The following is a 21,424-nucleotide window of genomic DNA, read 5'->3' as shown; positions in this document are numbered from 1 at the left end:
TGGCACGACACGACCCCCGGCCGCACGTCGGCACTCCGAGCTGCACCAGAGCGCCGGCCGGCGCACCCAATCAATCCGCCAGTGGATTAGCAGCCGGTTCGTCGAAACTCGATTACCCTTTTCTGCATGAACGGTGCAGGGGGGCTTCTACCGCTCGCTGGGCTGACGGTCGTCGACTTCTCCGACGCGCCGACCGGGGCACACGCGACGCAGCTGTTCGCTGACTTCGGGGCCGAGGTCATCCAGGTGGAGCGACCCGGGGGCAGCCGAATGCGCAGCGCGCCGTCATACCCGTTCCTCGGTCGCGGCAAGAAGAGCATCGTTCTGGACCTGCATGATCACGGTGACCTCGCCTCTGCCATCGGCCTGGCGTCAGAAGCGGACGTGGTCATCGAGACCTTTCGTCCCGGAACAGCGGAGCGTCTCGGCCTGGGCTACGCGGAGCTCTTCTCAGTCAACCCTCGCCTCGTGTACGGGTCCGTCACCGGGTTCGGCCGCACCGGCCCCCTCTCTCGCGTCAAGGGCTACGAGGGAACCGTCATGGCCAAGATGGGGGCGATGTCCTCGCTGAGCGAGATGTCGTCGCGGCCGGGACCCTCCTTCCCCTCGGCCCCGTACTGTGCGTTCCCCGCAGCCCAGCTCCTCACCCAGGGAGTACTCGCCGCCCTCTACGAGCGGGAGCAGAGCGGGCTCGGGCAGCGGGTCGAGACCACGCTCGTCCAGGGCCTCTCCGTCCACGACACGTTCAACTGGTTCTCACGGGTGATCGGTACCCGTTATGGCAGTGCGTTCGTGCAGGTCCCGGTGTCTGTCGCCGGAGTACCGACCAGTGGTCTCTCGTTTCGACTACTCATCGCCCTCACCAAGGACGGGCACTGGGTGCAATTCTCCCAGACCGCCGAGAGGCTCTTCCGGGCGATGATGCAGGCCTTCGACCTCGACTGGATGTTCACCGACTCGAAATGGATGAGCGCTCCCGACTTCGCCGATGTCGACACCCGCGTGGAGTTCTGGGAACGTCTCTTGATGGCGGTCCGCTCGAAGACCCTCGCAGAGTGGATCGCCGTCTTCGATGAGCATCCCGACGTGTGGGCAGAGCGGTTCCGCCACGGATCGGAGGTGCTCGACCATCCCCAGGTGGAGTGGAACGGCACGCCCGTCACCATCCATGACCACGCGCGCGGGGACATCCGCCAGCCGGGTCGCATCGTCAAGATCGCGACCGGTCTGGCGCCTCTCGCCGCCTCGGCGCCCGGCCTCGATGCCGACCGCGACGGAGTGCTCGACCGGCTCCGGGATGCCGCCCGGAGCGGGGAGCTGCCAGCTGCGACTACCAGGCCAGTGCGAGAGCCCAGCGGGAGCGACCGCACCGGCCGGCGTCCGCCGCTCGAAGGAATCACCCTCCTCGAACTCGGCACGTACTACGCCGCACCGTTCGGAGCGACGCTCCTAGCCGAGCTCGGAGCGCGCGTGATCAAGGTCGAGCAGCTCGACGGCGACCCGATGCGCAACATGCTCCCCTTCCCTGAGATCGCAGGCGTCAAAGCCCTGCAAGGCAAGGAAAGCTTGGCCGTCGACATCACGACATCCGAGGGCCGCAAGATCGTGTACGAGCTGGCCGCCGGAGCCGACATCGTGCTGCAGTCCTTCCGGGCAGGGGTCGCCGAACGCCTAGAAGTCGACGGGCTTGCTCTCCGGCGCCACAACCCCGATCTGGTCTATCTGAACGCTCCCGGCTACGGCACCGGGGGGCCTAACGGCCACCGGCCTGCCTACGCGCCGACCATCGGCGCTGCGGGCGGCCTCGCGTGGCGCAACGCCGGAACCACGATCCCCGAGGGGGACGGGCTCACGCTGGACGAGGTGAAGCGCTCGGCCATGCCTCTGGCCCAAGCTGTGATGGGAGTCGGCAACTGTGACGGCCTGGCTTCGGTCACGGTAGGCACCGCACTGGTCCTAGGCCTGTTGGTACGCCGGCGATCCGGCATGTGCCCAGAACTCACTACGACGATGCTCGACACCGTCACCCACGCCCTGTGCGATGAGACCGTCTCGTTCGACGGTGCCCCCGACGCGCCCACGGCCGATGCCGGGCTGCACGGGCTCAGCGCCCTCTACCGGCTCTACCGGGCCTCAGACGGCTGGGTGTTCCTGGCGGCGCCATCCGAGCGGGAATGGGATGCGCTGGCCCCGATTCTCACGCCGGATGGGCGACTGGGTGCCGACCGCCGCTTCGCCACCGAGCGGTCTCGCGGCGACAACGACACCGAACTCGCCGAAGACATCGCGAGGGTCATGGTCACCCGGAGCGCCTCCGATTGGGAAGACGCACTGGGTACGGTCGACGTCGCCTGTTCTGCAGTAGCACCCGGGCCCGTCGAGGCCAACTTCATGGACGACGGAAGTGTCGGCGCGCTCTGCGGCCTGGTCACCAGCGCCTGGCATCCGACGCTTGACGACCATCCCCGGCTCACGCCGCTCGTCACGATGTCGGAGTCACCGGGTGTGGCCGCCGGAGGCTGCCTCACAGGTCAGCACACTGCCACCGTGCTCACCGAGCTCGGCTACGGGCCGGATCAGATCGACGAGCTGCGGAGCCGGCGCATCATCGGGGTTTGAAGGCATGCACGTTCGCCCGATACGAGTGGCCCCGGCGGTGAGCCGGCGCAAAGAGGCGCAGCGAGCGACGGACGCACGACCCCGCCCCCGCCGAGGATCCAGCGATCCCGGTGGCATCACCTTCGCCGGACGCCAAGCTCGCATGGAGCCCTTGGCGACCACCTTCCTCCGCCAGGACCTGCACCAGCGGCTCGAAACGCGAGGTCACCACTGCAGCACCGCGACCGGGAAGCCGGTTCGCCGAGAGGTGACGGTCGTGGGGTGTCGCGAACCCACAGCGCGGCACCTCCGTGGCGAGGAACCTCCCCCGAAGTCGCAACGGCACCCAAACGACCTCTCGGTCGGGGGACGTCACAGCTGCCCCCTGGGCCGGTACCACGACGTGTCTGTGCGAATAGCCCTCTGACGGGGACGATCCGCAGGGCGCGCCGCCGGCCGGCTAACTCGTCAATCCAGGTCGTCGACGCCGTCCGGGCCGTCGACCCACGACGCCAGCTCACCAAGCATGCCGAGGTCGACGCCGAGCTCGGCGGCTACGTCCCGCACCGTGCCCACGTCCTTCCTGAGGAACGGCCTCGCTCCGGCGACCAGCGCATCCACGGGTCGCAGCTCCAGCATCGAGATGGGCAGGCTGGTGCCGGAGCAGTGGCGGAGGGCCCGGGATAGGGCCTCCGGTCCGATGCCAAGACCCTGCCCGATTCCGGCTGCAAGTGCTGCGATACGTAGGTGCACGGTGAACACCAGGTTGTTGACCAGCTTGACGCGCTGGGCATCGCCGACGCCTCCGGCGTGAAGGATGGTCGATGCGTAGGTCGCCATCACCGGACGGGCCGCCTCCAGGCACCCCGGGTCGGCGCCGGCGAGCACCGTCAGCTGCCCGGCCCGGATCTGGTCGGATGAGCCGCTCACTGGGGCGTCCACCAGCCCGACGCCCGCCGGCATGGACGCCTGCATCTCCTCGGCGAGCGCAGGACTTCCTGTTGTGTGGTTGACCAGAACCGCTCCGGGCAAGAGGCTGGCGATGGCGCCCTGAGGGCCAAGAGCGACCTCTCGGAGTTGGGCGTCGCTGAACGTGCATATGCACAAGACGTCGACCGACGCTGCCAGCTCCGGTATCGAGGCAGCATGCGGGATGCCGGCTGCGGTGAGGGCCTCGACCACTTCCGCTCGACGGGCGAACACAGACACGTCTAGCCCGGCGCCGTGAATGCGTTCGACCATCGGCATCCCCATCTGCCCGGCACCGATGAAGCCCACGCGGAGATCGGTCACACGGGCCTGTTGGGTCCCATACAGCGGTGAATCCCCGACCTCGGACACGGTCAGCGCCGCCGGGCTTCCACCGCCAACCCCGGGTTCTCGACGTAGTGCTCGGTCTCAGGGGCGTCGATGCCCGGCGGGATGATGGCATCGATGGCGTCGAGGGTTGCGTCGTCGAGCACGACATCAGCCGCGCCGAGCAGGTCCTGCAACTGCTCGGGGGTCTTCGGGCCGATGATGGTGGACGTCACGGCGGGATGGGCCGCGACGAACGCCAGGCTGAGCTGCGTCATCGTGATTCCGGCCTTGTCGGCCACCGCCACCAGCGCCTCGACCAGGCCCAGGCGTGGATCTTCAGCCAGTTCGACGGTGCCGCCCCGGCGCCGGTTGAACAGGCCGCCCGGGGAGAACCTGGCGCCCTCGGGTGCCGGGGCGTCACGTCGGTACTTCCCGGTCAGCCAGCCTCCGGCCAGCGGGCTCCACGGCAGCACGCCGATCCCGTGACGTAGACATGTCGGCAGTACCGCGGCTTCGGTAGAACGGGCGAAGATCGAGTACTGCGGCTGCTCGGTGACGTAGCGCTGGTGGTGATTGGCAGCCGCCACGGCCTGGGCCTCCACGATCCATTCAGCGGGATACGACGAGGACCCGATGTAGAGCACCTTCCCGGCCCGGACCAGGTCGCTCAGAGCGCCGAGGGTCTCGTCGAGGTCGGTACCCCAGTCCAGCCGGTGGACCTGGTAAAGGTCGATGTGATCGGTCTGCAAGCGCCGCAGGCTGTCCTCCACGGCCTTGGTGATCCATCGACGCGAGCTGCCGCGGTGGTTCCGCTCCTTGCTCATCGCGTTGTAGCACTTGGTCGCCACGACGACGTCGTCACGGCGCCCCTTCAGGGCGGCACCGAGTATCTCTTCACTCTGACCGCGCGAGTACACGTCCGCGGTATCGACGAAGTTGATCCCGGCCTCGAGCGCAGTGTGCACCATCTCCTGGCACTGGACCGGATCCGGGTTGCCCATGGGACCGAACATCATCGTCCCGAGGCACTGCGCGCTGACCTCGACACCGGTCCGTCCGAGCTTTACATATCGCATGTGCTCCACACTTTGAACCGAGTTCGCGGGCCGAAGCTGAGACTAGCTGGCCTACGGGGGAGGGCGAGACCCATGATTGCCGCGGCCGGGACCTGCGTGGGAGCGCCTCGCTCGCGGGCCGTGGGGACCGCAGCTCGAAGATGGTGTTCATGAGGCAGCCGGGAACACCACGGTGCTGTTCTTGTGACGCCTACCTCGACCAAGCTCGCAGCTCAGGTCGTCTCCGGGATCATGGCCATCGCCCCGCACGGGCACTCGGCCACGCACAGCCCGCACCCTTTGCAGTAGTCGTAGTTGATGGCGTAGCGCTCGCCGGGCCCGAGTTTCACAACGGCGTTGTCCGGGCACACCCCGTAGCAGTTGTCGCACTCGAGGCAGTTGCCGCACGACAGGCAGCGACGGGCTTCGTACAGGGCGGTCGACTCGTCGAGGCCTCCGACCACCTCGTCGAAGGTGCTGCGCCGGCGGGCGGCGTCGAGCAGGGGCCTGACCGCGTGCGGCGCGTCGGAGTAGTACCAGGCGTTTATCCGGTCGAACGTGGCGGGCTCACGAGGCGCCGGCGGCTGCCAGACCTCTCCGGCGAGCCAGCGGTCGATCCGCCTCGCCGCGCGTGCGCCGTGGCCGACGGCGGTCGCGACGGAACGTTCGCCGGCAACGGCGTCACCGCCGGCGAAGATCCCGGGGTGCCCGGTCATCAAGTCGGCGGCCACGTCTACGCCCCCGCCGCTGACGGTGACCCCGTCGGCGGCGTCGAGCAGCGACAGGTCGGTGTCCTGGCCGACCGCCAGGACCAGGCAGTCCGCGTCCAGCTCGTCGAGCTCCCCGGTGGGTTGCGGCGTACCGCGGTCGTCGAGGCGCATCCGTTCCAGCACCAGCCGTCCGCCGTCGGCGCGCCGGACGGTGGACAGCCATCTGATCTGGACGCCCTCCGCCTCGGCCTCCTCCATCTCGACGTCGTGGGCCGGTGCCCGGTCTCTCGTGCGGCGGTAGACGACGACCGCGTCGGTGGCGCCGAGGCGGCGGGCGGTGCGGGCCGCGTCGAACGCGGTGTCGCCACCGCCGTACACCGCCACCTTGCGCCCGACCTCCAACGGTCCGCCCTCCTCGACGCTGCGCAGCAGGCTGAGGGCGGAGATGATCCGGGCGGTGTCGCCGGCGGGGATCTCCGCTCGCCGGCTGAGCTGGGCGCCGACGGCCACCAGCGCTGCGTCGTACCCTCCGTCTCGCAGCGCGGCGTCCACGTCGCCCACCCGGGTGCCGAGCTGCAGGTCGACGCCGAGCTCCATGATGCGTTCGACTTCCGCCGCCAGCACTTGGCGGGGCAGGCGGTAGGCGGGGATCCCGGTTCGCATCATCCCTCCGGGATGGGGCTCGGCGTCGACGACGGTGACGGCGTGGCCGAGGCGCCTCAGCTGGTAGGCGGCGGAGAGGCCACAGGGGCCGGCGCCGACGACCAGCACTCTTCGCCCGGTGTCGGCCCCGGCCTCCGGCAGGCGCCATCCTCGACGCAACGCCTCGTCCCCGAGGTGGCGTTCCACCGCGTTGATCCCCACCGCCTCGTCGAGCTGGCCGCGGTTGCAGGCGGTCTCGCAGGGCCGGAAGCAGACCCGACCCATGATCGCAGGCAGCGGGTTGGCCTCGACGAGGATGCGCCACGCCGCTTCGTAGTCGCCCTCCTCGGCACGGTACAGCCAGCCCTGGATGTCCTCCCCGGAGGGGCACCCGGCGTTGCAGGGCGGGAGCCGCTCCACATACACCGGCCGCTCGGTGCGCCAGTTACCGGTCCGGTTGCGCAGGCTGGAACCGACCTCGAGGGTGATGGCAAACGGCTTGGTCACTGGGGGCCCCTTTGTGGCGGGTCGAGCAGCCCGTAGCGGGCGATGTTGGCGTCGGCCATCGCCTGGATCCGGGCGATGTCCTCGGTGCGCTCCTCGGGTTCGAAGAGGTGGCGGTAGCGGCGCTGCGCCCGGAGATACCCGTCGACGGGGATGCGGTGGCGGATCGGCGACACCTCCGTCACCTCGCCGTCGCGGGCGGTGAACACCGGGAACAGACCGCTCTCCTTGGCCTGGCGCGCCAGGCGCACCGTCTGGTCGGGCGGCGCTCCCCACCCGAGGGGGCAGGGGACCAGCACGTGGAGGTATCGAGCGCCGCGCACGGCCATCGCCGCGGTGACCTTCTCCTCGATGTCGTGGAGGTCGGCGACGGTCGCGGTCGCGACGTAGGGGATGCCGTGGGCCATGGCGACCCGCGGCATGTCCTTGCCCCTGCCGAAGCTGTTGCCCGGTTCCGGACCGACCGCCTCGGTGGTCGCGGTGCGCGCCGCGGGCGGTGTGGCGGCGGAACGCTGCACGCCGGTGTTCATGTACGCCTCGTTGTCGTAGCAGACGTAGAGGACGTCGTCGTTGCGCTCGAACATGCCTGACAGGCAGCCGAGGCCGATGTCGAACGTCGCACCGTCGCCGCCTTGGGCCAGGACCCGCACGCTGTCGCGACCCTGCGCGTGCAGGGCGGCGGCCACTCCGCTCGCCGCGGCGGGAGCGTTGGCGAAGAGGGAATGCAGCCAGGGCACCTGCCAGGAACTCTCCGGGTAGGGCGTGGAGAAGACCTCCAGGCAGCCGGTGGCGTTGACGACCACCAGCTGACCGGCGCTGGCGCGCATCGCCGCGTCGAGGACGTAGCGCGCCCCGAGCGCCTCGCCGCAGCCCTGGCACGCCCGATGGCCGGAGGTCAGCGAGTTGGTGCGGCCCTGCTCGGACTGGACGGTCCGAAGGGACGGGTCGAGGAGCCGGTTGCCGGCAGCGAAGCTGCCGACCTGGTAGAAGCGGACCGGGGTGGACGGCATGTCAGCGGCTCCGTCCAATCGCCAGCGTGTCCGAGAGCTCATCGGCCACCAAGTCCTCCTTCAAGTCGAGGAATGTCTCGTCACCGAGCCGTCCGGCGACTGCGTCGTCCAAACAGCGGCGCAGAGCCCCGCCGGTCACGGGTCGGCCACCGAGCCCGGCGATGACCGACGCGCACGAGGCGCCCGGTCGCACAGCCGGGCGGACGTCGGCCGCCAAGAACCCGCCGGTCCCCGTCGCCACCGCCCGGTCCACGACGACCACTCGAGTGGCCCCCTGCAGCACGTCGGCGAGAGGACCGCGGGGAACGGTCGGTAGGCGGTGACCACCACGGCTCCGATCGGCACCCCCGAATCGCGCAGATCGTCGATGACGTCGAAGAGCGTCCCGGTCACCGAGCCCTGGGCGACCACCAGCGTCTCGGCGCCCTCGGCACGGTAGGTCTCGAGCAGACCGGGCCGGGACCGTCCGAACACGCCGGCGAACTCTGCGGCGATCGCCGGCACCAAGTCGGTGGCCCGCCGGAGGCGCTGGTGGGCCAAGTAGCGGACCTCGGTGAACGCGTCGGGACCGACCATCGAACCGATGGTTAGCGGGGCGGCGGGGTCGAGGCGTTGGCGGGCCACGAACGGCGGCAGGAAGGCGTCCACTTGGTCCTGGCCCGGGATGTCGATCTCCTCCACGGCGTGGGTGAGGGCGAAGCCGTCGACGCAGACCATCACGGGCACCGACAGCTGCTCGGCGAGACGGAACGCCTGGATGTGGAGGTCGACGGCCTCCTGGTTGTCGGCGGCGTGCAACTGAACCCAGCCGGAGTCGCGGAGGGCCATCGAGTCGCTGTGGTCGTTCCAGATGTTGATCGGGGCGCCGACCGCCCGGTTGGCCACCGTCATGACGATCGGCAAGCCCATCCCCGCTGCGTTGTAGACCGCCTCGGTCATGTACAGCAGACCTTGGCTGGCAGTGGCGGTGTAAGTGCGGCTCCCGGCGGCGGAGGCACCGATCAGCACTGACAGGGCAGCGAACTCCGACTCGACGTTGATGAACTCGCAGCCGGTGATGTCGCCGCGCTTGACCTGCAAGCCGAGGCTCTCGACGATGTGGGTCTGAGGGGTGATGGGGTAGGCGCACACGACCTGGGGCCGGCACATGCCCACCACCCGGGCGATCGCCTGCGAACCCTCGATCTGCTCACGCACGACTCAGCTCCTCCTTCAGGGTGTCCACGTAACCGGCCGCGTCTCCGGCCAGGGCGGCGTTGGCCCGTCCGGCCTCGCCGGGGAACCGGCGGCGGATCGCCTCGGTGATCGACGCCAGCGACACCACCCCGCTCAGGGCGGCCAGGCCGCCGAGGAGCGCGGTGTTGGCGACGGCCCGGCCGGTGCGCTCCAAAGCCAGCGACGTGGCGGGCAGAGTCAGGAGGTGGCCAGGGGGCATGCCGACCGCGAGGTCCGCGACGCCGAGGTCTTCAGCGCTGCGGGCGCTGTTGATGAGCACGAAACCGTCCGGTTGGAGGCCTGCGAACAGGTCGACCTCGTGGAGGAGGGTGGCGTCTTGGACGACGATCCCGTCGGCGGCCACGACCGGGTCATGGCTGCGGATCGGACGCTGGTCGATCCGGCAGAACGCCACGACCGGCGCCCCCATTCGTTCAGAGCCGAAGCTAGGGAACGCCTGCGCGTGGTGGCCGTCGAGGAACGCGGCGACCGAGAGGATCTCCGCCGCGGTGACCGCGCCCTGTCCGCCCCGCCCGTGGATCCGTACCTGGAACATGTCAGCGGCTCCGGAGCGCGTCGAGGATCAGTTGGCGTTCGGCCCGGGCGATCGACGCCCGGGTCCGGTCCACCGCGTCGGGGTTCACCGAGACCGACGTGATGCCGTAGCGGACCAGCCTCTCGGCGAAGTCCGGTCGGTTGGAGGGGGCCTGACCGCAAAGGGAGCTGGTGATCCCGGCGGCACGGCACGCGGAGATGATCCGCTCGATGGCGTCGAGCACGGCCGCGTCAGACTCGTCGAAAAGCTCCGCGCATACCTCCGAGTCGCGGTCGACGCCGAGGACGAGCTGGGTCAAGTCGTTGGATCCGATCGACACGCCGTCGACGCCGAGCGCGGCGTACTCGGGGATCCGGTAGGCGACGGAGGGAACCTCGGCCATCACCCACCGCTGGAGCCCGCGCTGGCGGCCGAGCGGGCTGGCGTCGATGAGATCCATGCAGGTCTCCAGTTCCCATCGGGTCCGCACGAAGGGGATCATGAGATGGAGGTTGGGGGTCTCCTCCCGAACCCGGGCCAAGACGTCGAGCTCAAGGCGGAACAGATCGGGCTCCCGCACGTAGCGGAAGCACCCCCGGTACCCGATCATCGGGTTGGCTTCCTCCGTTTCGTACGCGGCTCCCCCTTCGAGCCCGCGGAACTCATTGGTACGGAAATCAATCGTGCGGTAGATCACCGGGCGAGGATCGAAGGCCCGGGTGATGCGAGCGAGGGATCCGGCCATGCGGCTCACGAACTCCGACTGTCGCCCCTCCGCCAGAAGCTTCCTCGGATGGACGCCTTCGAGCGCTTCGGCGACCATGAACTCGGCCCGCAGCAAGCCGACTCCGTCCACCGGCATAGCGGCCACCTCCTCGGCGTGGGCGGCTACAGCCAAGTTGACGTAGAGCCGGGTGGCGGTCACGTCGGCGCCGGCGGGGGCGGCCATCAAAGGGGCAACCGCGCCGGTTGCGACGGTGCCCGCGCCCGGCGGAGGACCCTCGACTACCCGACCCCGGCGGCCGTCAACGGTCACCACCTCGCCGGTGCGCAGCACCGTGGTGGCGTTGCGGGCACCGACCACGCACGGCACGCCGAGCTCGCGGGCGACGATGGCTGCGTGGCAGGTCATGCCGCCCCCGTCGGTCACCACCGCCGCGGCGCGGCGGATGGTCGGAACCCAGTCGGGGTTGGTCATCGGTGCGACGAGGATCTCCCCTGCCTGCAGCTGGGCGCCGTCGGCTGGGACGGCGAGGACCCGCACCCGCCCGACGGCCGTTCCCGGCGCGGCCCCCAGCCCGGACACGAGGGTTGCGCCGGTCTCGGCGGCCGGCTCGACCAGCGTGGTGATCGGCCGGCTCTGGACGAGCCAGGTCCGGGCGCCGTCGATCGCGAACTCGATGTCCTGCGGCTCGCCGTAGTGCTCTTCCACCCGGGCGCCCAGGCGGGCCAACTCCAAGATCTCGTCGTCGGTCAGCACCCGCGCCGCGGCCTGCGCGGGTGACAGCTCGACGCGCTCGTCGCCGTCCGCCCCCCGGATGATTTTGTGGGTCTTTCGCCCGACGTGCACCTCGATCAGCGCCGGTCCGGCCTTCGACACGACGTAGGTGTCGGGCTGGACCTGACCTCCGACGACGACCTCGCCCTGACCGAACGCGGCCTCGATGACGATCCGAGTGCGGTCGCCTGTCGACGGGTCGGCGGTGAACATCACGCCCGACGCGTCGGGATGAAGCATCTCTTGAACAACGACCGCGACCGCCGGCTCCGCGACGACCCCCTGCGCGCCGCGGTAGGTGATGACCCGGTCCCCGAACGTGGACACCCAGCAGTCCCTGACTCGGGCCAGCAGGGCTTCGTCTCCCCGCACATTCGTGAAGGTCTGGTTCATCCCGGCGAACGACGCGCCGCCCATATCCTCCGTCGTCGCCGACGAGCGGACCGCGACCAACGCGTCGGGACCGAGCTGGTGGTAGGCGTCCAGGACTTCGGAAGCCAGAGACGACGGCAGCGGCGACTCTTTGACGATCCGCCGCAGCTCGGCGGATGTGGAGGCGACCGCATCGCGGTCGTCGCTGTCGACGCTCGCGACCAGTTCCGCCAGCCGGTTGCGCACGCCCGCGGCGTCCATCGCTTGCAGGTAGGCCTCGGCGGTGATGACGAAGCCATCCGGAACGGGGAATCCGCCTTGCTGCAGCTCGCCCAGGTTGGCACCCTTCCCGCCCGCCAGGACAGTGTCGGACCGGTGCAGTTCCTTGAACCATGCGATCGATGTCATCGTCCACTCGTTTCCGGGTGAGAACCCACCCCCCGATGGTCCTGGGGGGCGGGGCCCTGCTGCCAGGGTCCAAGGTCATCGATTGGCCCGCGGAAGTCGGGTGATACGGGCCTTCTTGCCCTACGCGGCGGTTCCGGTGCTCACCAGGAGGGATGGGTGGCGAGGAGGAGGTTGAGATCGGCGCCGCCTTGGGGCCGGGCCAGAAAGAACCCTTGTGCCTCCCCGCAGTCCAGGTCGCGCAGCAGCTGGAGCTGCTCGGGGGTCTCAACGCCCTCGGCGACGACCGGGAGCTCCAACGCCCGCCCGATGGCCAGTATCCCGGTCAGCAGCTGGCGGGCCCGACCGTGGTCGGTGCCGACAGCCGCCACGAAGGACCGGTCGACTTTTAGGCCCTTGACCGGGAGCTCCCGCAGACGGGAGATCGATGAGTAGCCGGTTCCGAAGTCGTCGATCACCACTGGGATCCCCATCTCGTTGAGCCGGGCCAGCGCCGTTCCTGTCTCCGGGTCCTCGCCGAGCTGATGGGACTCGGTCAGCTCCAAGCGCAGGTGAGCCGGATGCAACCCGCGGACCCGGAGGGCGTCGAGGACCGCTTCTGGCAGGGACTTGTCGGCCAGCTGCGCGGCCGCCACGTTGACGCTCACGGAGAAGGCCGGTCCGACCAGCCCGGCAGCCCGCAGGGCGACGAGCTGGTCGAGCGCGGTGGCCAGGATCTGCAGCCCGAGCTGGTCGATCAGGCCGACCTCCTCGGCGATGGCCACGATCACCGGAGGAGCGACCATCTCCCCGGAACTGCGCCGCCACCGGAGAAGGGCCTCCATGCCGGTGGGGCGGCCCGTCACCAGGTTCGCTATCAGCTGGTAGTGCAGCGTGACGTCGTCGGCGTCGATGGACCGGCGCAGGGCGGCCTCGTCGTCATAGCGCTGACGGCTCCCGAGCAGCAGGCTGGAGTCGAAGGTCTCGATCCGGCTCCGGCCTCGCTGCTTGCTGCGGTACATCGCCAGGTCCGCGTTGCGGACGATGTCCTCCGGGGCCCGTCCCTCGTCTCCGAACGCGACGCCGATGCTCACCGACACGTGGAACTGCCGAGGGCCGACGGGGAACGGGCGGCTCAACGCCTCAGCGACCCGGGCTGCGACGACCTGCGCGTGGCCAGGATCGGCTCCGACGTGGCACAGCAGCGTGAACTCGTCGCCGCCGAAGCGGGCCACCGTCTCGCCGTCCCGTGTGATGGCACGCAACCGATCGGCGACCGCGACCAGCAGACGATCGCCCTCCGCGTGCCCGAACGAGTCGTTTACCACCTTGAACCGGTCGAGATCCATGAACAAGACCGCGACGCCGTGCCCGCCACCGGGCCCCGACAGCGCCTCCCGCAGCTGGCTGAGGAAGAAGGCCCGGTTGGGCAGGCCGGTCAGGCCGTCGTGCTTGGCGGCGTGCGCCATCGCCGCTTCGGTCTGCGCCCGCTCGATGGCGATGGCCGCCAGGGCGGTGCCCATCTCCACCCTCCGGCGGTCCTCCGGTCCGGGCTGGTGAGCCTCCGCCCAGTACAGCGCAAAGCTGCCCAACACGACGCCTCCGGCATCGAAGATCGGGCACGAGTAGCAGGCGCGCAGTCCCGCGGCCAGGGCCACCTCCCGCCAAGGGTCCCACCGATGGTCGCTGCAGATGTTGACCGCCCACGTAGCGGCCCGGGTGAAGATGGCCGTGCCGCAACTCCCGGCCGAAGGACCGATCGGCGCCCCGTCGATGGCGTTCACGTAGAAGCCGGGCAGGCCCGGCGCCACCGCGTGGTGCAGCGTGGTGCAGCGTGCCTTCGTTGTGGTCTACGAGGACGATCGAACAGCGACCGCCGGGAACGTGCCGTTCGATCATCGTGCAGATCTCCGTCAACGTCTCGGAGAGGTGCCATCCCTGCGCGATTCCGCGGAGTATGCGCCCCTGGGCCAGAGCGACGCCGTGAGCCTCGTCGTCGGCGTCAGACCCTGGCCCGGCGATCCGGCCGGCATCGTCGCCCTCAGCCACGCGCACCCCCCTCCGGCCCAGCCCGTCGCTGCTGTCAGCTGGCGCTTGCCCCAGGTTAATCCCCTTGGCCCGCAACCTCTCGGGCGACGATCGCTTGCCTCGTCCGATGCGCGCCCCCCGCACCGGTCACAACTCGTCGAGCAGGGACGGTGTCTGGTTGAGCACGATGATCCCGTGCTCGGTGCACCAGCGGTGGCCGTCTAACACCACCGGAGCGACCGAAGCGCAGCCATCCGCCGTGCACCCGGTCGGGGACCGGCCAGCGGTGGCCGGGGGCCCGAGGAGGCTGCTGGCTGTCGCCGATGCCGACATCGAGGTCTCTCCTGTTCGACTATTCCCCTTCGGGTGTCGGCCGCCGGACTGGCCTCCTTGACCACGCGTCGGACTTTTCGGGTTGCGGCCAGGATGCGATCCGAGCCCGCACGAGGACCGGATCGGGCAATGTAGGGCATGACCGACGTGCCCGACCCGACAGGCGGCGACCGGGAGCGGCCACCTCCCGTGCCCGCCCCGCACGAGATAACCCACGCGGTGTCCGCCCTCCGGGAGCACCTCGAGAGCCTGGAGCGGATCATCGAAGGCGATGCTCGAGCGATGCGACCCCGCCCCGGAGGGCGGCTCGCTCCCGGGTGGAGCCGCCCCGCGGCGGGAGAAGAACGCTGGCCGGTCGCCACCGCCTTGGTGGTGGCCATCCTGCTTCAAGTCGCGCTGCCCCAGCGGCTCACCATTGGCCCCGAGTGGCTGCTGCCCGGCTTGGAGGCCGCGCTGGTGGTCGGGTTGACCGCGGCCAACCCCCGGCACATCGACCGGCGCAGCCGGGCGCTGCGGGGAGCCAGCATCGCACTGATCGCCCTCACGTCCCTCGCCAACGGGTGGTCGTCATTCGAGCTGATCCGGGGGATCATCAACGGCACGGAGGGCAAGGTCGCGGGACCTCTGCTGGCGTCGGGCACCAGCATCTACCTGACCAACATCATCGTGTTTGCGCTCTGGTACTGGGAGTGGGATCGGGGCGGGCCAGTCGCCCGGGCCGCGGCGCTGCGCCCCTACCCGGACCTGCTCTTCCCGCAGATGACCCAGGACCACCTGGCGCCAGAGGACTGGAGGCCGATGTTCTTCGACTACCTCTACGTGTCCTACACCAACGCCACCGCGTTCAGCCCGACCGACACGATGCCCCTGGCCGTGTGGACGAAAATGATGTTCCTCGGGCAGTCGGCGATAGCGCTCGCGACGCTGGCTCTCGTCGTCGCCCGAGCGGTCAACATCCTCTAGCCACCGCTCCAGCCGGCAGGTTCCAGCCGGCGTCTGCTGCCGCCCGGCCCCGGCCGGGTACGGTGCCCCATGCCGTCCCCCCTGACCCGCTCCGGTCTTCTCGCCATCGCCACGGCCGTCGCCGTGGCCGTGGCCGGCTGCGGGACCAGCTCCTCAGGCTCTGCGCCGGTATCGACCACCGTGTCCGCCCCGAAGCTGATCGGCCACGCCCGTTGCAGCCAGAACCAGGCGGCGGGGACCCTCAACTACCTGAGCGGGTTTGAGTGGAGCGCGACGGTCGGCACCGTCGACGTGGCCGCCGCGGCGGCCAACGGCTGGTACAAGGACCTCTGCCTCAGCGTGGAGCTTCATCCGGGCAACGGCAACCCGAGCACCGCAGCGCAGACGGTAGCGTCCGGGCAGACCGCGGTCGCCGAGGTGGGCGGGGCGTCCGACGTGTTGAGTGCTGTGGCCGCCGGGATCCCCGTCGAGGCGATAGCCACCTACGGCAACGTCCCTGCCATCACCTTGATCACGATGGCGTCGGTCACTGACCTGCACCAGCTGGAAGGCAAGACCCTCGGCTACAAAAACGTGATGCCGCCGGAGCTCACGGCGATGCTCCAGAAGCTGGGCGTCGACGTGAAGAAGATCAAAGAGGTCGGGGTCGGCTACGACCCGACGGTCCTGCCCCGAGGCCAAGTCCAGGCCCTCACCGGATACAAGTCCAGCGAGGTGCCGACCCTGCGGAGGGACGGTTACAACGTCAGGGAGTGGGACCCTGACGCCTACGGCATCAGCGGCACGTTCAACTCGCTGATCGCCGCCCCCTCCTTCGCCAAGGCCCACCCGACGGCCATCGAGGATTTCCTGCGGGCGACCTTCCACGCCTACCAGTGGTGCCACACCAACGTGGCGAGCTGCTTGGCCAACGAGGCGAAATTGTCGCAGAGCGGGTTCGACGCCACCGCCGAACGCAACCGCTGGAACGTCGAGAGCGGGCTGGTCGACGGCCATCTGCTCGCTGGGCGAGGGGTGGGGGCGGAGACCACCGCCCAGTTCCAGCCGGAGCTCGACCTGCTGCTGGCGGACAAGCTGATCCCCAAGGCGCCGGACCTCGAGACGGTGGTCGCCGGGCAGTATGTGGCGGCGGTGGAGTCCGGGTCTACCGTGGTTTGGCCTGCGCCTTGAACCGCCGGCGGGGAAGCTACCCGGGGCCCCGCTCGAGCAGCATCCGGTGGTGCTCGAAGAATGCCACCGCGGCGTCCGTCTGTTCTCGCGCTGCGAGCAGATCGGCGACGGGCAGCGACACCCCAGGGAACGCCGGGTCGCGCCACTCGCTGGCCGCCAAGCGCCCTTTCTCCCACTCTGTTACGTACAGGTACGGGCCGTCGTGGTCGGCGTCACCCGGCGACGCCCCGAAGGTACCCCCGGCGGGCCCGGCGCCCAGCTCCACCGACACGTCGAAGTGCTCGGGCCACAGCTGCACCCGGCGGCGTCCGTAGTCGGGCTCGCCGACGCGGACCTCCTCGAGGACCCTCGTCGCGAACCCGAACCACTCCCCCACCCAGGCTGCGGCGTCCGGCCGCACGGTCAGCGGCTCCTCCGGGTCGGCCGGACTCGCCGGCGTGAACGACTCCGGCGGGGCCCCGAGGGGACCTCCGAGCCACGCCGCGGCCTCACCGAGGGTGCTGGGCGTCATCCCCTCTGCCACGTCGCCGGACTGGCGCACCAGCAACCCGTCGGTCACCCGGGATTGACGGTCAACGTGGACGAACGGCGTCCCGAACCCGCCCAGGGTCCAGCGAAGCCCGATCCGGCGGTGAGCCTGGTAGCGCCACGGCGCGAGCACGTGCTGGGCGAGCTGGTGCAGGCCGTGGACCGACTCGGTCAGACCGGCCGGCGGGGCGGGCAGCGGCGCCAGCGCCGCGAGCCACCGGGCCCGGCACCACGGCACCAGGTCGGGGTTCTCGTCGCAGAAGGCGTCCCACGTGAGGTCGCCGGTGCCGAGCGGCGAGACGATCGGACGGGCCCCTCGAACCCCGGCGGCCACCGGGTCGGGGGCAAGGAACGGGTCGTCGCGGGCCTCGGGCCCTGACGGTTCGAGCACCCTCGGGTCGTAGCGACCGTCGGTGACCCTCTCGGCTTCGCTCCGGGCGTCGCGCCCGGGTACCGGCCCGACCGGCGCCGCGGCTCAGCCCTCGATCTTGATGGCGCCCTTGGGGCAGCGCGACGCGGCTTCCTCGACCTTCGAGCGCAGCTCCTCGGGCGGCTCTTCCTGGAGCACGTAAAGGAAGTCGTCGTCGCGCACCTCGAACACCTCGGGCGCGGCCTCCATGCACAGCGCGTTGCTCTCACACAGGTCGAAGTCGACGACAACCTTCATTGTGGCAATCCCCTCCTGGAGCTCGGGCTGGGTTCACCCTAGCGGCCCGCATACGGTGGGCCCATGAGCTTCGATCTGCCGCGCATCGGTGTATGGACCGGACAGCTTGAACTGGTTCCCGCCAGCCAGTCCCAGGAGTTGGCCGCCGAGCTGGAGTCGCTCGGCTACGGCGCCATCTGGATACCGGAGGTGGCCGGGCGCGACGTGATCCTTCAGCTCGGCCTGTTGCTGTCGGCCACGACGAGGATGCTCGGCGCCAGCGGCATCGCCAGCATCTACGCCCGAGACCCGATCACCATGACCGGCGGCCTCCGCGGCCTGACCGAAGCGTTCCCCGACCGAGTGCTGCTCGGGCTGGGCGTCAGCCACCACACCCTGGTCGAAGGGCTCCGTGGCCACGATTACAGCAAGCCGCTGGCTGCTATGTCGGCCTACCTCGACGCGATGGACGCGTCGCCTTACACGTCGTTCCGGCCGTCCACGCCGCTGCGTCGGGTGCTGGCCGCGTTGGGCCCGAAGATGCTCCAGCTGGCAGCCGAAAAGACCCAGGGGGCGCACAGCTACTTCGTGCCGCCCGAGCACACGGTGTCCGCTCGCGCCATCCTCGGCAGCGGACCGCTCCTCTGCGTGGAGCAGGCGGTGCTGCTGGAGTCCGACCCGACCACCGCGCGAGACATCGCCCGCAAGCACACCGCCACCTACGTCCGCCTCCCGAACTACGCGAACAACTTACGCCGCCACGGGTTCGACGATGCCGACTTCGAGAACGGGGGCAGCGACCGGCTCATCGACGCCATCGTGGCGTGGGGGGACATGGACACCGTCACCTCCCGGGTCCGGGCGCAGCTCGACGCCGGTGCCGATCACGTTTGTGTCCAGGCCCTCGACCCCGAGCCCCGCGGTGTGCCCGTGGCCCAGTGGCGGGAGCTGGCGCCGGCGCTGCTCGGAGTCGCCAGGTAGCGGCTAGGCCAGCACCTCATCGGCCGTGGCCGCGAGGACCGACAGGCCCTCGCCGAGCAGCTCGTCGCCGATGACCAGCGGCGGGAGCAGTCGGATGACGTTGCCCCACGTGCCGCAGGTCAACACGACGACGCCCTCGCGGTGGCAGCCCGCGGCGATGGCCGCGGCCGCCGCCGGGTCCGGTTCGAGCGTCCCGGGCTTCACCAGCTCGATGGCCTGCATGGCCCCCCGGCCCCGCACGTCGGCGACGCCGGGGTGGCGGGCGGCCAGGTCTCCGAGGACCCCGGCCACCGCGGCGCCGATGCGGCGAGCCGCCCCGGCCAGGTCCCCCGACTGCATCGTCTCGATGCTGGCCAGCGCGGCGGCGCAGGCGACGGGATTGCCGCCGTAGGTGCCGCCCAGGCCGCCGCTGTGGACGTGGGCCATCAGCTCGGCCCTACCGGTGACCCCGGCCAGGGGCATGCCGGCGCCGATTCCCTTCGCGGTGGTGACCAGGTCCGGCACGACGCCCTCGTCGTCGCAGGCGAACCAGTCACCGGTGCGGCAGAAGCCTGTCTGCACCTCGTCGGCGATGAACACCACGCCTCTCGCCGCGCACCACTCGGCGATGGCCGGGAGGAAGCCGGGAGCCGGCACGACGAAGCCCCCCTCGCCCTGGATCGGCTCGACGAGCACCGCGGCGATGGTGTCGGCGCCGACCTGCTTGTCGGCCGTGGCCAGCGCCCGCTCGGCGGCCTGCGCGCCGGTCATCCCCTCAGGATCCCGCAGCGGGTAGGACATCGGAACCCGGTACACCTCGGGGGCGAACGGCCCGAATCCCTGCTTGTACGGGGCGGCCTTCGCGGTGAGCGCCATCGTCAGGTTGGTCCGACCGTGGTAGGCGTGGTCGAACACGATTACGGCCTGGCGGCCAGTGGCGTGGCGGGCGACCTTCACTGCGTTCTCCACCGCCTCGGCGCCGGAGTTGAACAGCGCGGACAGCTTGGCGTGGTCCCCTGGGGTGCGGGTGTTGAGCTGCTCGCATACCTCCACGTAGCCCTCGTAGGGCCCGACCATGAAGCAGGTGTGGGTGAAGCGGGCGGCCTGGCGGGCGATCGCGTCGACCACCGCCGGCAGGGCGTGGCCGACGCTGGTCACCGCTATGCCCGAACCGAGATCGATGAACGAGTTGCCGTCGACGTCCACGAGCACGGCTCCCCCGCCGCGCTCCACGTAGACCGGCAGCGTGGAGGACACGCCGGGGGCGACCGCCGCCGAGCGGCGGGCAGCCAGCTCCTGCGAGCGGGGGCCGGGGATCGGGGTCACCAGCCGTCGTTGCTGGGCGACTTCGGCGACGAGCGCGTCTGGAGTGGTGACCATCGGGACCTCGCTGGGGACAGGTCGCCGCGCCCGGGCGGCCCGACGACGGCGTAGGACCGAGCGTACGCCCGTCCCGCGTCAGTCGGCGGGCCGGTGGTGGGTCTCGTTGGAATGCCACCCGGATCGCGGCCGTCATGCCCCTGCACTCCGACGTCGCGGCTTAGCCTTTCTGCCCCCGCTGCCGATTCTTCTCGGTATGAACGAATCCATGTCGCTGCCCCTATTGATCGCCGAGTACACCCAGCGCGGCGCGGCCGCCGGCCGGTTCACGGCTGACACCGGCCGTCGGATCGGTTGGCGACTCGTGCGTCTGACCGTCGCCCTGGGCGACCGCCCGGCTAGCGCTCTCGACAGCGAGGTCATCGACGAGTGGTTGACGTCGATCGCTGGGTATGCGCCGGGAACCCGGCGGCTCAACCTGAGCACCGTCCGCTGCTTCTGCCGGTGGCTGCGAGACCGCGGTGTCATCCCGACCGACCCGACGTCCCACGTGAAGCTCCCGGCGGTGCGCAGCGTTCCCCGGGCGTTCACCCGCGACCAGGTGGCGTCCCTCCTGGAGGTGCTCCCGGACCGGCGGGCGGTAGCGATCGTCCGGCTCATGATCGATGCCGGGCTTCGCTGTGTCGAGGTGTCCCGGCTTCAGGTGTCGGACTACGACCCGCGCGACCGGACCCTGCTGATCGTCGGGAAAGGCGGCCACGAGCGGATGCTGCCGGCGCCGGCCGCCACGGCGGCAGCGCTCGACGCCTACCTGCTCGAGTGCCCGGCGCCGGCCGGCCCGCTGCTCCGGTCGACGCAGGTCGCGTCGCGGGCGTTGACCGCCCAGTACATCGGGCGGATCGTCGGCGAGTGGATCGAGGAGGCCGGGATCAAGTCCGGCCGGAACGACGGCCGCTCGGCTCACGCCCTTCGCCACACGGCGGCGTCGGATGTCCTGGACGCCTGCCACGACCTGCGAGTCGTGCAGGAGATGCTCGGCCATCGGAGCCTGACCACGACGCAGATCTACCTCCGGCGTGCGTCGCTCGGCCAGCTCCGCGAGGCGATGGAGGGCCGGGACTACCGGTCCGCCGCGTGATGACGCCAGAATCACCGGGTGGGGCCTGAGTGGGGCCGCCAGCACGGGTGCGCTATCACCCGCAGCTGGCGGCCCCGCTGAGGGCTCCTCGCCCATCCTGGCACGGCTACGCTCCCGCTCATGAATCGGGGGATGATGGGCGTGGCGCTGGCCGGGGTCCTGGTCGTGGCCGCGGCGTGCGGAGGGTCGACCTCGGCATCGCCGACGGCCGCGACGAAGCGGGTGTGCACTGACGTGGCGAAGCTGCAGGCGCAGGGGTCGAGCAGCTCCCCGAACTCGCAGGCGATCCTCGACGCCAACGGCGACATGCTCTCGGCGGTCGTGCCGCTCAACGCTGGTGGGAGCGCCACGGCTACCGAACAGCAGATCGGCCAGGACGCTCTCACGGCAGCGAAGCAGGTGAACGACGTCACCTCGGGCGGCGGGAGCCCGGCCCAGCTGGGCCTGCAGCTGACGAAGCTGTCCGGAGAGTGCTCGGCCGAGGGCGACTAGACCGCCTGACGGCTCGGGCCCGGG

Annotated in this window: 17 protein-coding genes and 1 pseudogene; 6 read left to right on the top strand and 12 right to left on the bottom strand. The window is 70.4% G+C overall.

Features of this window, described 5'->3' with window-relative positions; all coding sequences use genetic code 11:
- The first annotated feature begins 126 nt into the window (after positions 1-126).
- A complete protein-coding gene (locus K6U06_RS06730; RefSeq protein WP_262321141.1) occupies positions 127-2,619 on the top strand; it encodes a CaiB/BaiF CoA transferase family protein in 2,493 nt (830 codons plus the stop codon).
- 447 nt (positions 2,620-3,066) lie between these two features.
- Here the strand turns inward: K6U06_RS06730 and K6U06_RS06725 are convergent, their stop codons facing one another.
- The 9 genes and pseudogenes from K6U06_RS06725 to K6U06_RS06680 all read right to left on the bottom strand — a co-directional run bounded on the left by K6U06_RS06725 (position 3,067) and on the right by K6U06_RS06680 (position 14,183).
- Positions 3,067-3,891, bottom strand: coding sequence for an NAD(P)-dependent oxidoreductase (locus K6U06_RS06725; protein ID WP_262321140.1), 825 nt, complete (start codon positions 3,889-3,891; stop codon positions 3,067-3,069).
- A gap of 50 nt (positions 3,892-3,941) precedes the next feature.
- Positions 3,942-4,973, bottom strand: coding sequence for an aldo/keto reductase (locus tag K6U06_RS06720; protein ID WP_262321139.1), 1,032 nt, complete (start codon positions 4,971-4,973; stop codon positions 3,942-3,944).
- A gap of 212 nt (positions 4,974-5,185) precedes the next feature.
- Positions 5,186-6,811, bottom strand: a complete 1,626-nt coding sequence (locus K6U06_RS06715) for an NAD(P)-binding protein (RefSeq protein ID WP_262321138.1) — start codon at positions 6,809-6,811, stop codon at positions 5,186-5,188.
- On the bottom strand, positions 6,808-7,818 hold the full coding sequence (locus tag K6U06_RS06710) for a thiamine pyrophosphate-dependent enzyme (protein WP_262321137.1): 1,011 nt from the start codon (positions 7,816-7,818) through the stop codon (positions 6,808-6,810). Before K6U06_RS06710 ends, K6U06_RS06715 begins: the two co-directional genes overlap by 4 nt.
- Position 7,819: 1 nt before the next feature.
- Positions 7,820-9,015, bottom strand: a pseudogene (gene porA, locus K6U06_RS06700) (pyruvate ferredoxin oxidoreductase).
- Positions 9,008-9,589 (bottom strand): 2-oxoacid:acceptor oxidoreductase family protein, encoded by a 582-nt coding sequence (locus K6U06_RS06695; protein ID WP_262321134.1) that lies wholly within the window; start codon positions 9,587-9,589, stop codon positions 9,008-9,010. The pseudogene porA and the gene K6U06_RS06695 overlap by 8 nt, the downstream one beginning before the upstream one ends.
- A gap of 1 nt (position 9,590) precedes the next feature.
- A complete protein-coding gene (ppsA, locus tag K6U06_RS06690; RefSeq protein WP_262321133.1) occupies positions 9,591-11,846 on the bottom strand; it encodes a phosphoenolpyruvate synthase in 2,256 nt (751 codons plus the stop codon).
- 140 nt (positions 11,847-11,986) lie between these two features.
- On the bottom strand, positions 11,987-13,633 hold the full coding sequence (locus K6U06_RS06685; RefSeq protein WP_262321132.1) for a putative bifunctional diguanylate cyclase/phosphodiesterase: 1,647 nt from the start codon (positions 13,631-13,633) through the stop codon (positions 11,987-11,989).
- Between the two features lie 364 nt (positions 13,634-13,997).
- The gene (locus K6U06_RS06680; RefSeq protein WP_262321131.1) at positions 13,998-14,183 is read right to left on the bottom strand and encodes a hypothetical protein; all 186 of its coding nucleotides are present in this window, start codon (positions 14,181-14,183) and stop codon (positions 13,998-14,000) included.
- Between the two features lie 138 nt (positions 14,184-14,321).
- On the opposite strand from K6U06_RS06680, the gene K6U06_RS06675 reads away from it, so the two are divergent.
- Entirely contained in the window at positions 14,322-15,146 is an 825-nt protein-coding gene (locus K6U06_RS06675) for a hypothetical protein (protein ID WP_262321130.1), read from the top strand.
- Positions 15,147-15,215: 69 nt separating this feature from the next.
- Entirely contained in the window at positions 15,216-16,316 is a 1,101-nt protein-coding gene (locus K6U06_RS06670; protein ID WP_262321129.1) for an ABC transporter substrate-binding protein, read from the top strand.
- Positions 16,317-16,332: 16 nt separating this feature from the next.
- On the opposite strand, the gene K6U06_RS06665 is transcribed toward K6U06_RS06670, so the two are convergent.
- Positions 16,333-17,235, bottom strand: a complete 903-nt coding sequence (locus K6U06_RS06665) for a hypothetical protein (RefSeq protein ID WP_262321128.1) — start codon at positions 17,233-17,235, stop codon at positions 16,333-16,335.
- An 84-nt stretch (positions 17,236-17,319) separates the two neighbouring features.
- Positions 17,320-17,511 (bottom strand): ferredoxin, encoded by a 192-nt coding sequence (locus K6U06_RS06660; protein WP_262321127.1) that lies wholly within the window; start codon positions 17,509-17,511, stop codon positions 17,320-17,322.
- A 63-nt stretch (positions 17,512-17,574) separates the two neighbouring features.
- Here K6U06_RS06660 and K6U06_RS06655 point away from each other — a divergent pair, with 63 nt between their 5' ends.
- On the top strand, positions 17,575-18,471 hold the full coding sequence (locus K6U06_RS06655; protein WP_262321126.1) for an LLM class F420-dependent oxidoreductase: 897 nt from the start codon (positions 17,575-17,577) through the stop codon (positions 18,469-18,471).
- Positions 18,472-18,474: 3 nt separating this feature from the next.
- Here the strand turns inward: K6U06_RS06655 and gabT are convergent, their stop codons facing one another.
- On the bottom strand, positions 18,475-19,830 hold the full coding sequence (gene gabT / locus K6U06_RS06650) for a 4-aminobutyrate--2-oxoglutarate transaminase (protein ID WP_262321125.1): 1,356 nt from the start codon (positions 19,828-19,830) through the stop codon (positions 18,475-18,477).
- Between the two features lie 196 nt (positions 19,831-20,026).
- Between gabT and K6U06_RS06645 the strand changes: the two genes are divergently transcribed.
- Complete coding sequence (locus K6U06_RS06645) at positions 20,027-20,908, top strand: tyrosine-type recombinase/integrase (protein ID WP_262321124.1); 882 nt, start codon at positions 20,027-20,029, stop codon at positions 20,906-20,908.
- 120 nt (positions 20,909-21,028) lie between these two features.
- Complete coding sequence (locus K6U06_RS06640) at positions 21,029-21,400, top strand: hypothetical protein (protein WP_262321123.1); 372 nt, start codon at positions 21,029-21,031, stop codon at positions 21,398-21,400.
- Positions 21,401-21,424 lie beyond the last annotated feature (24 nt).

The sequence above is a fragment of the Acidiferrimicrobium sp. IK genome (genome assembly GCF_025499425.1).
Lineage (GTDB): Bacteria > Actinomycetota > Acidimicrobiia > Acidimicrobiales > Palsa-688 > Acidiferrimicrobium.
This window is presented reverse-complemented; position numbering and strand designations above follow the sequence as displayed.

What these genes read in the sequence shown, in the direction of transcription:
- K6U06_RS06730 (WP_262321141.1), top strand. Translation starts at nt 127, where the DNA reads ATGAACGGTGCAGGGGGGCTTCTACCGCTCGCTGGGCTGACGGTCGTC.
- K6U06_RS06720 (WP_262321139.1), bottom strand. Translation starts at nt 4,973, where the DNA reads ATGCGATATGTAAAGCTCGGACGGACCGGTGTCGAGGTCAGCGCGCAG.
- K6U06_RS06710 (WP_262321137.1), bottom strand. Translation starts at nt 7,818, where the DNA reads ATGCCGTCCACCCCGGTCCGCTTCTACCAGGTCGGCAGCTTCGCTGCC.
- K6U06_RS06695 (WP_262321134.1), bottom strand. Translation starts at nt 9,589, where the DNA reads ATGTTCCAGGTACGGATCCACGGGCGGGGCGGACAGGGCGCGGTCACC.
- ppsA (WP_262321133.1), bottom strand. Translation starts at nt 11,846, where the DNA reads ATGACATCGATCGCATGGTTCAAGGAACTGCACCGGTCCGACACTGTC.
- K6U06_RS06680 (WP_262321131.1), bottom strand. Translation starts at nt 14,183, where the DNA reads ATGTCGGCATCGGCGACAGCCAGCAGCCTCCTCGGGCCCCCGGCCACC.
- K6U06_RS06675 (WP_262321130.1), top strand. Translation starts at nt 14,322, where the DNA reads ATGACCGACGTGCCCGACCCGACAGGCGGCGACCGGGAGCGGCCACCT.
- K6U06_RS06670 (WP_262321129.1), top strand. Translation starts at nt 15,216, where the DNA reads ATGCCGTCCCCCCTGACCCGCTCCGGTCTTCTCGCCATCGCCACGGCC.
- K6U06_RS06660 (WP_262321127.1), bottom strand. Translation starts at nt 17,511, where the DNA reads ATGAAGGTTGTCGTCGACTTCGACCTGTGTGAGAGCAACGCGCTGTGC.
- K6U06_RS06655 (WP_262321126.1), top strand. Translation starts at nt 17,575, where the DNA reads ATGAGCTTCGATCTGCCGCGCATCGGTGTATGGACCGGACAGCTTGAA.
- gabT (WP_262321125.1), bottom strand. Translation starts at nt 19,830, where the DNA reads ATGGTCACCACTCCAGACGCGCTCGTCGCCGAAGTCGCCCAGCAACGA.
- K6U06_RS06645 (WP_262321124.1), top strand. Translation starts at nt 20,027, where the DNA reads ATGAACGAATCCATGTCGCTGCCCCTATTGATCGCCGAGTACACCCAG.
- K6U06_RS06640 (WP_262321123.1), top strand. Translation starts at nt 21,029, where the DNA reads ATGAATCGGGGGATGATGGGCGTGGCGCTGGCCGGGGTCCTGGTCGTG.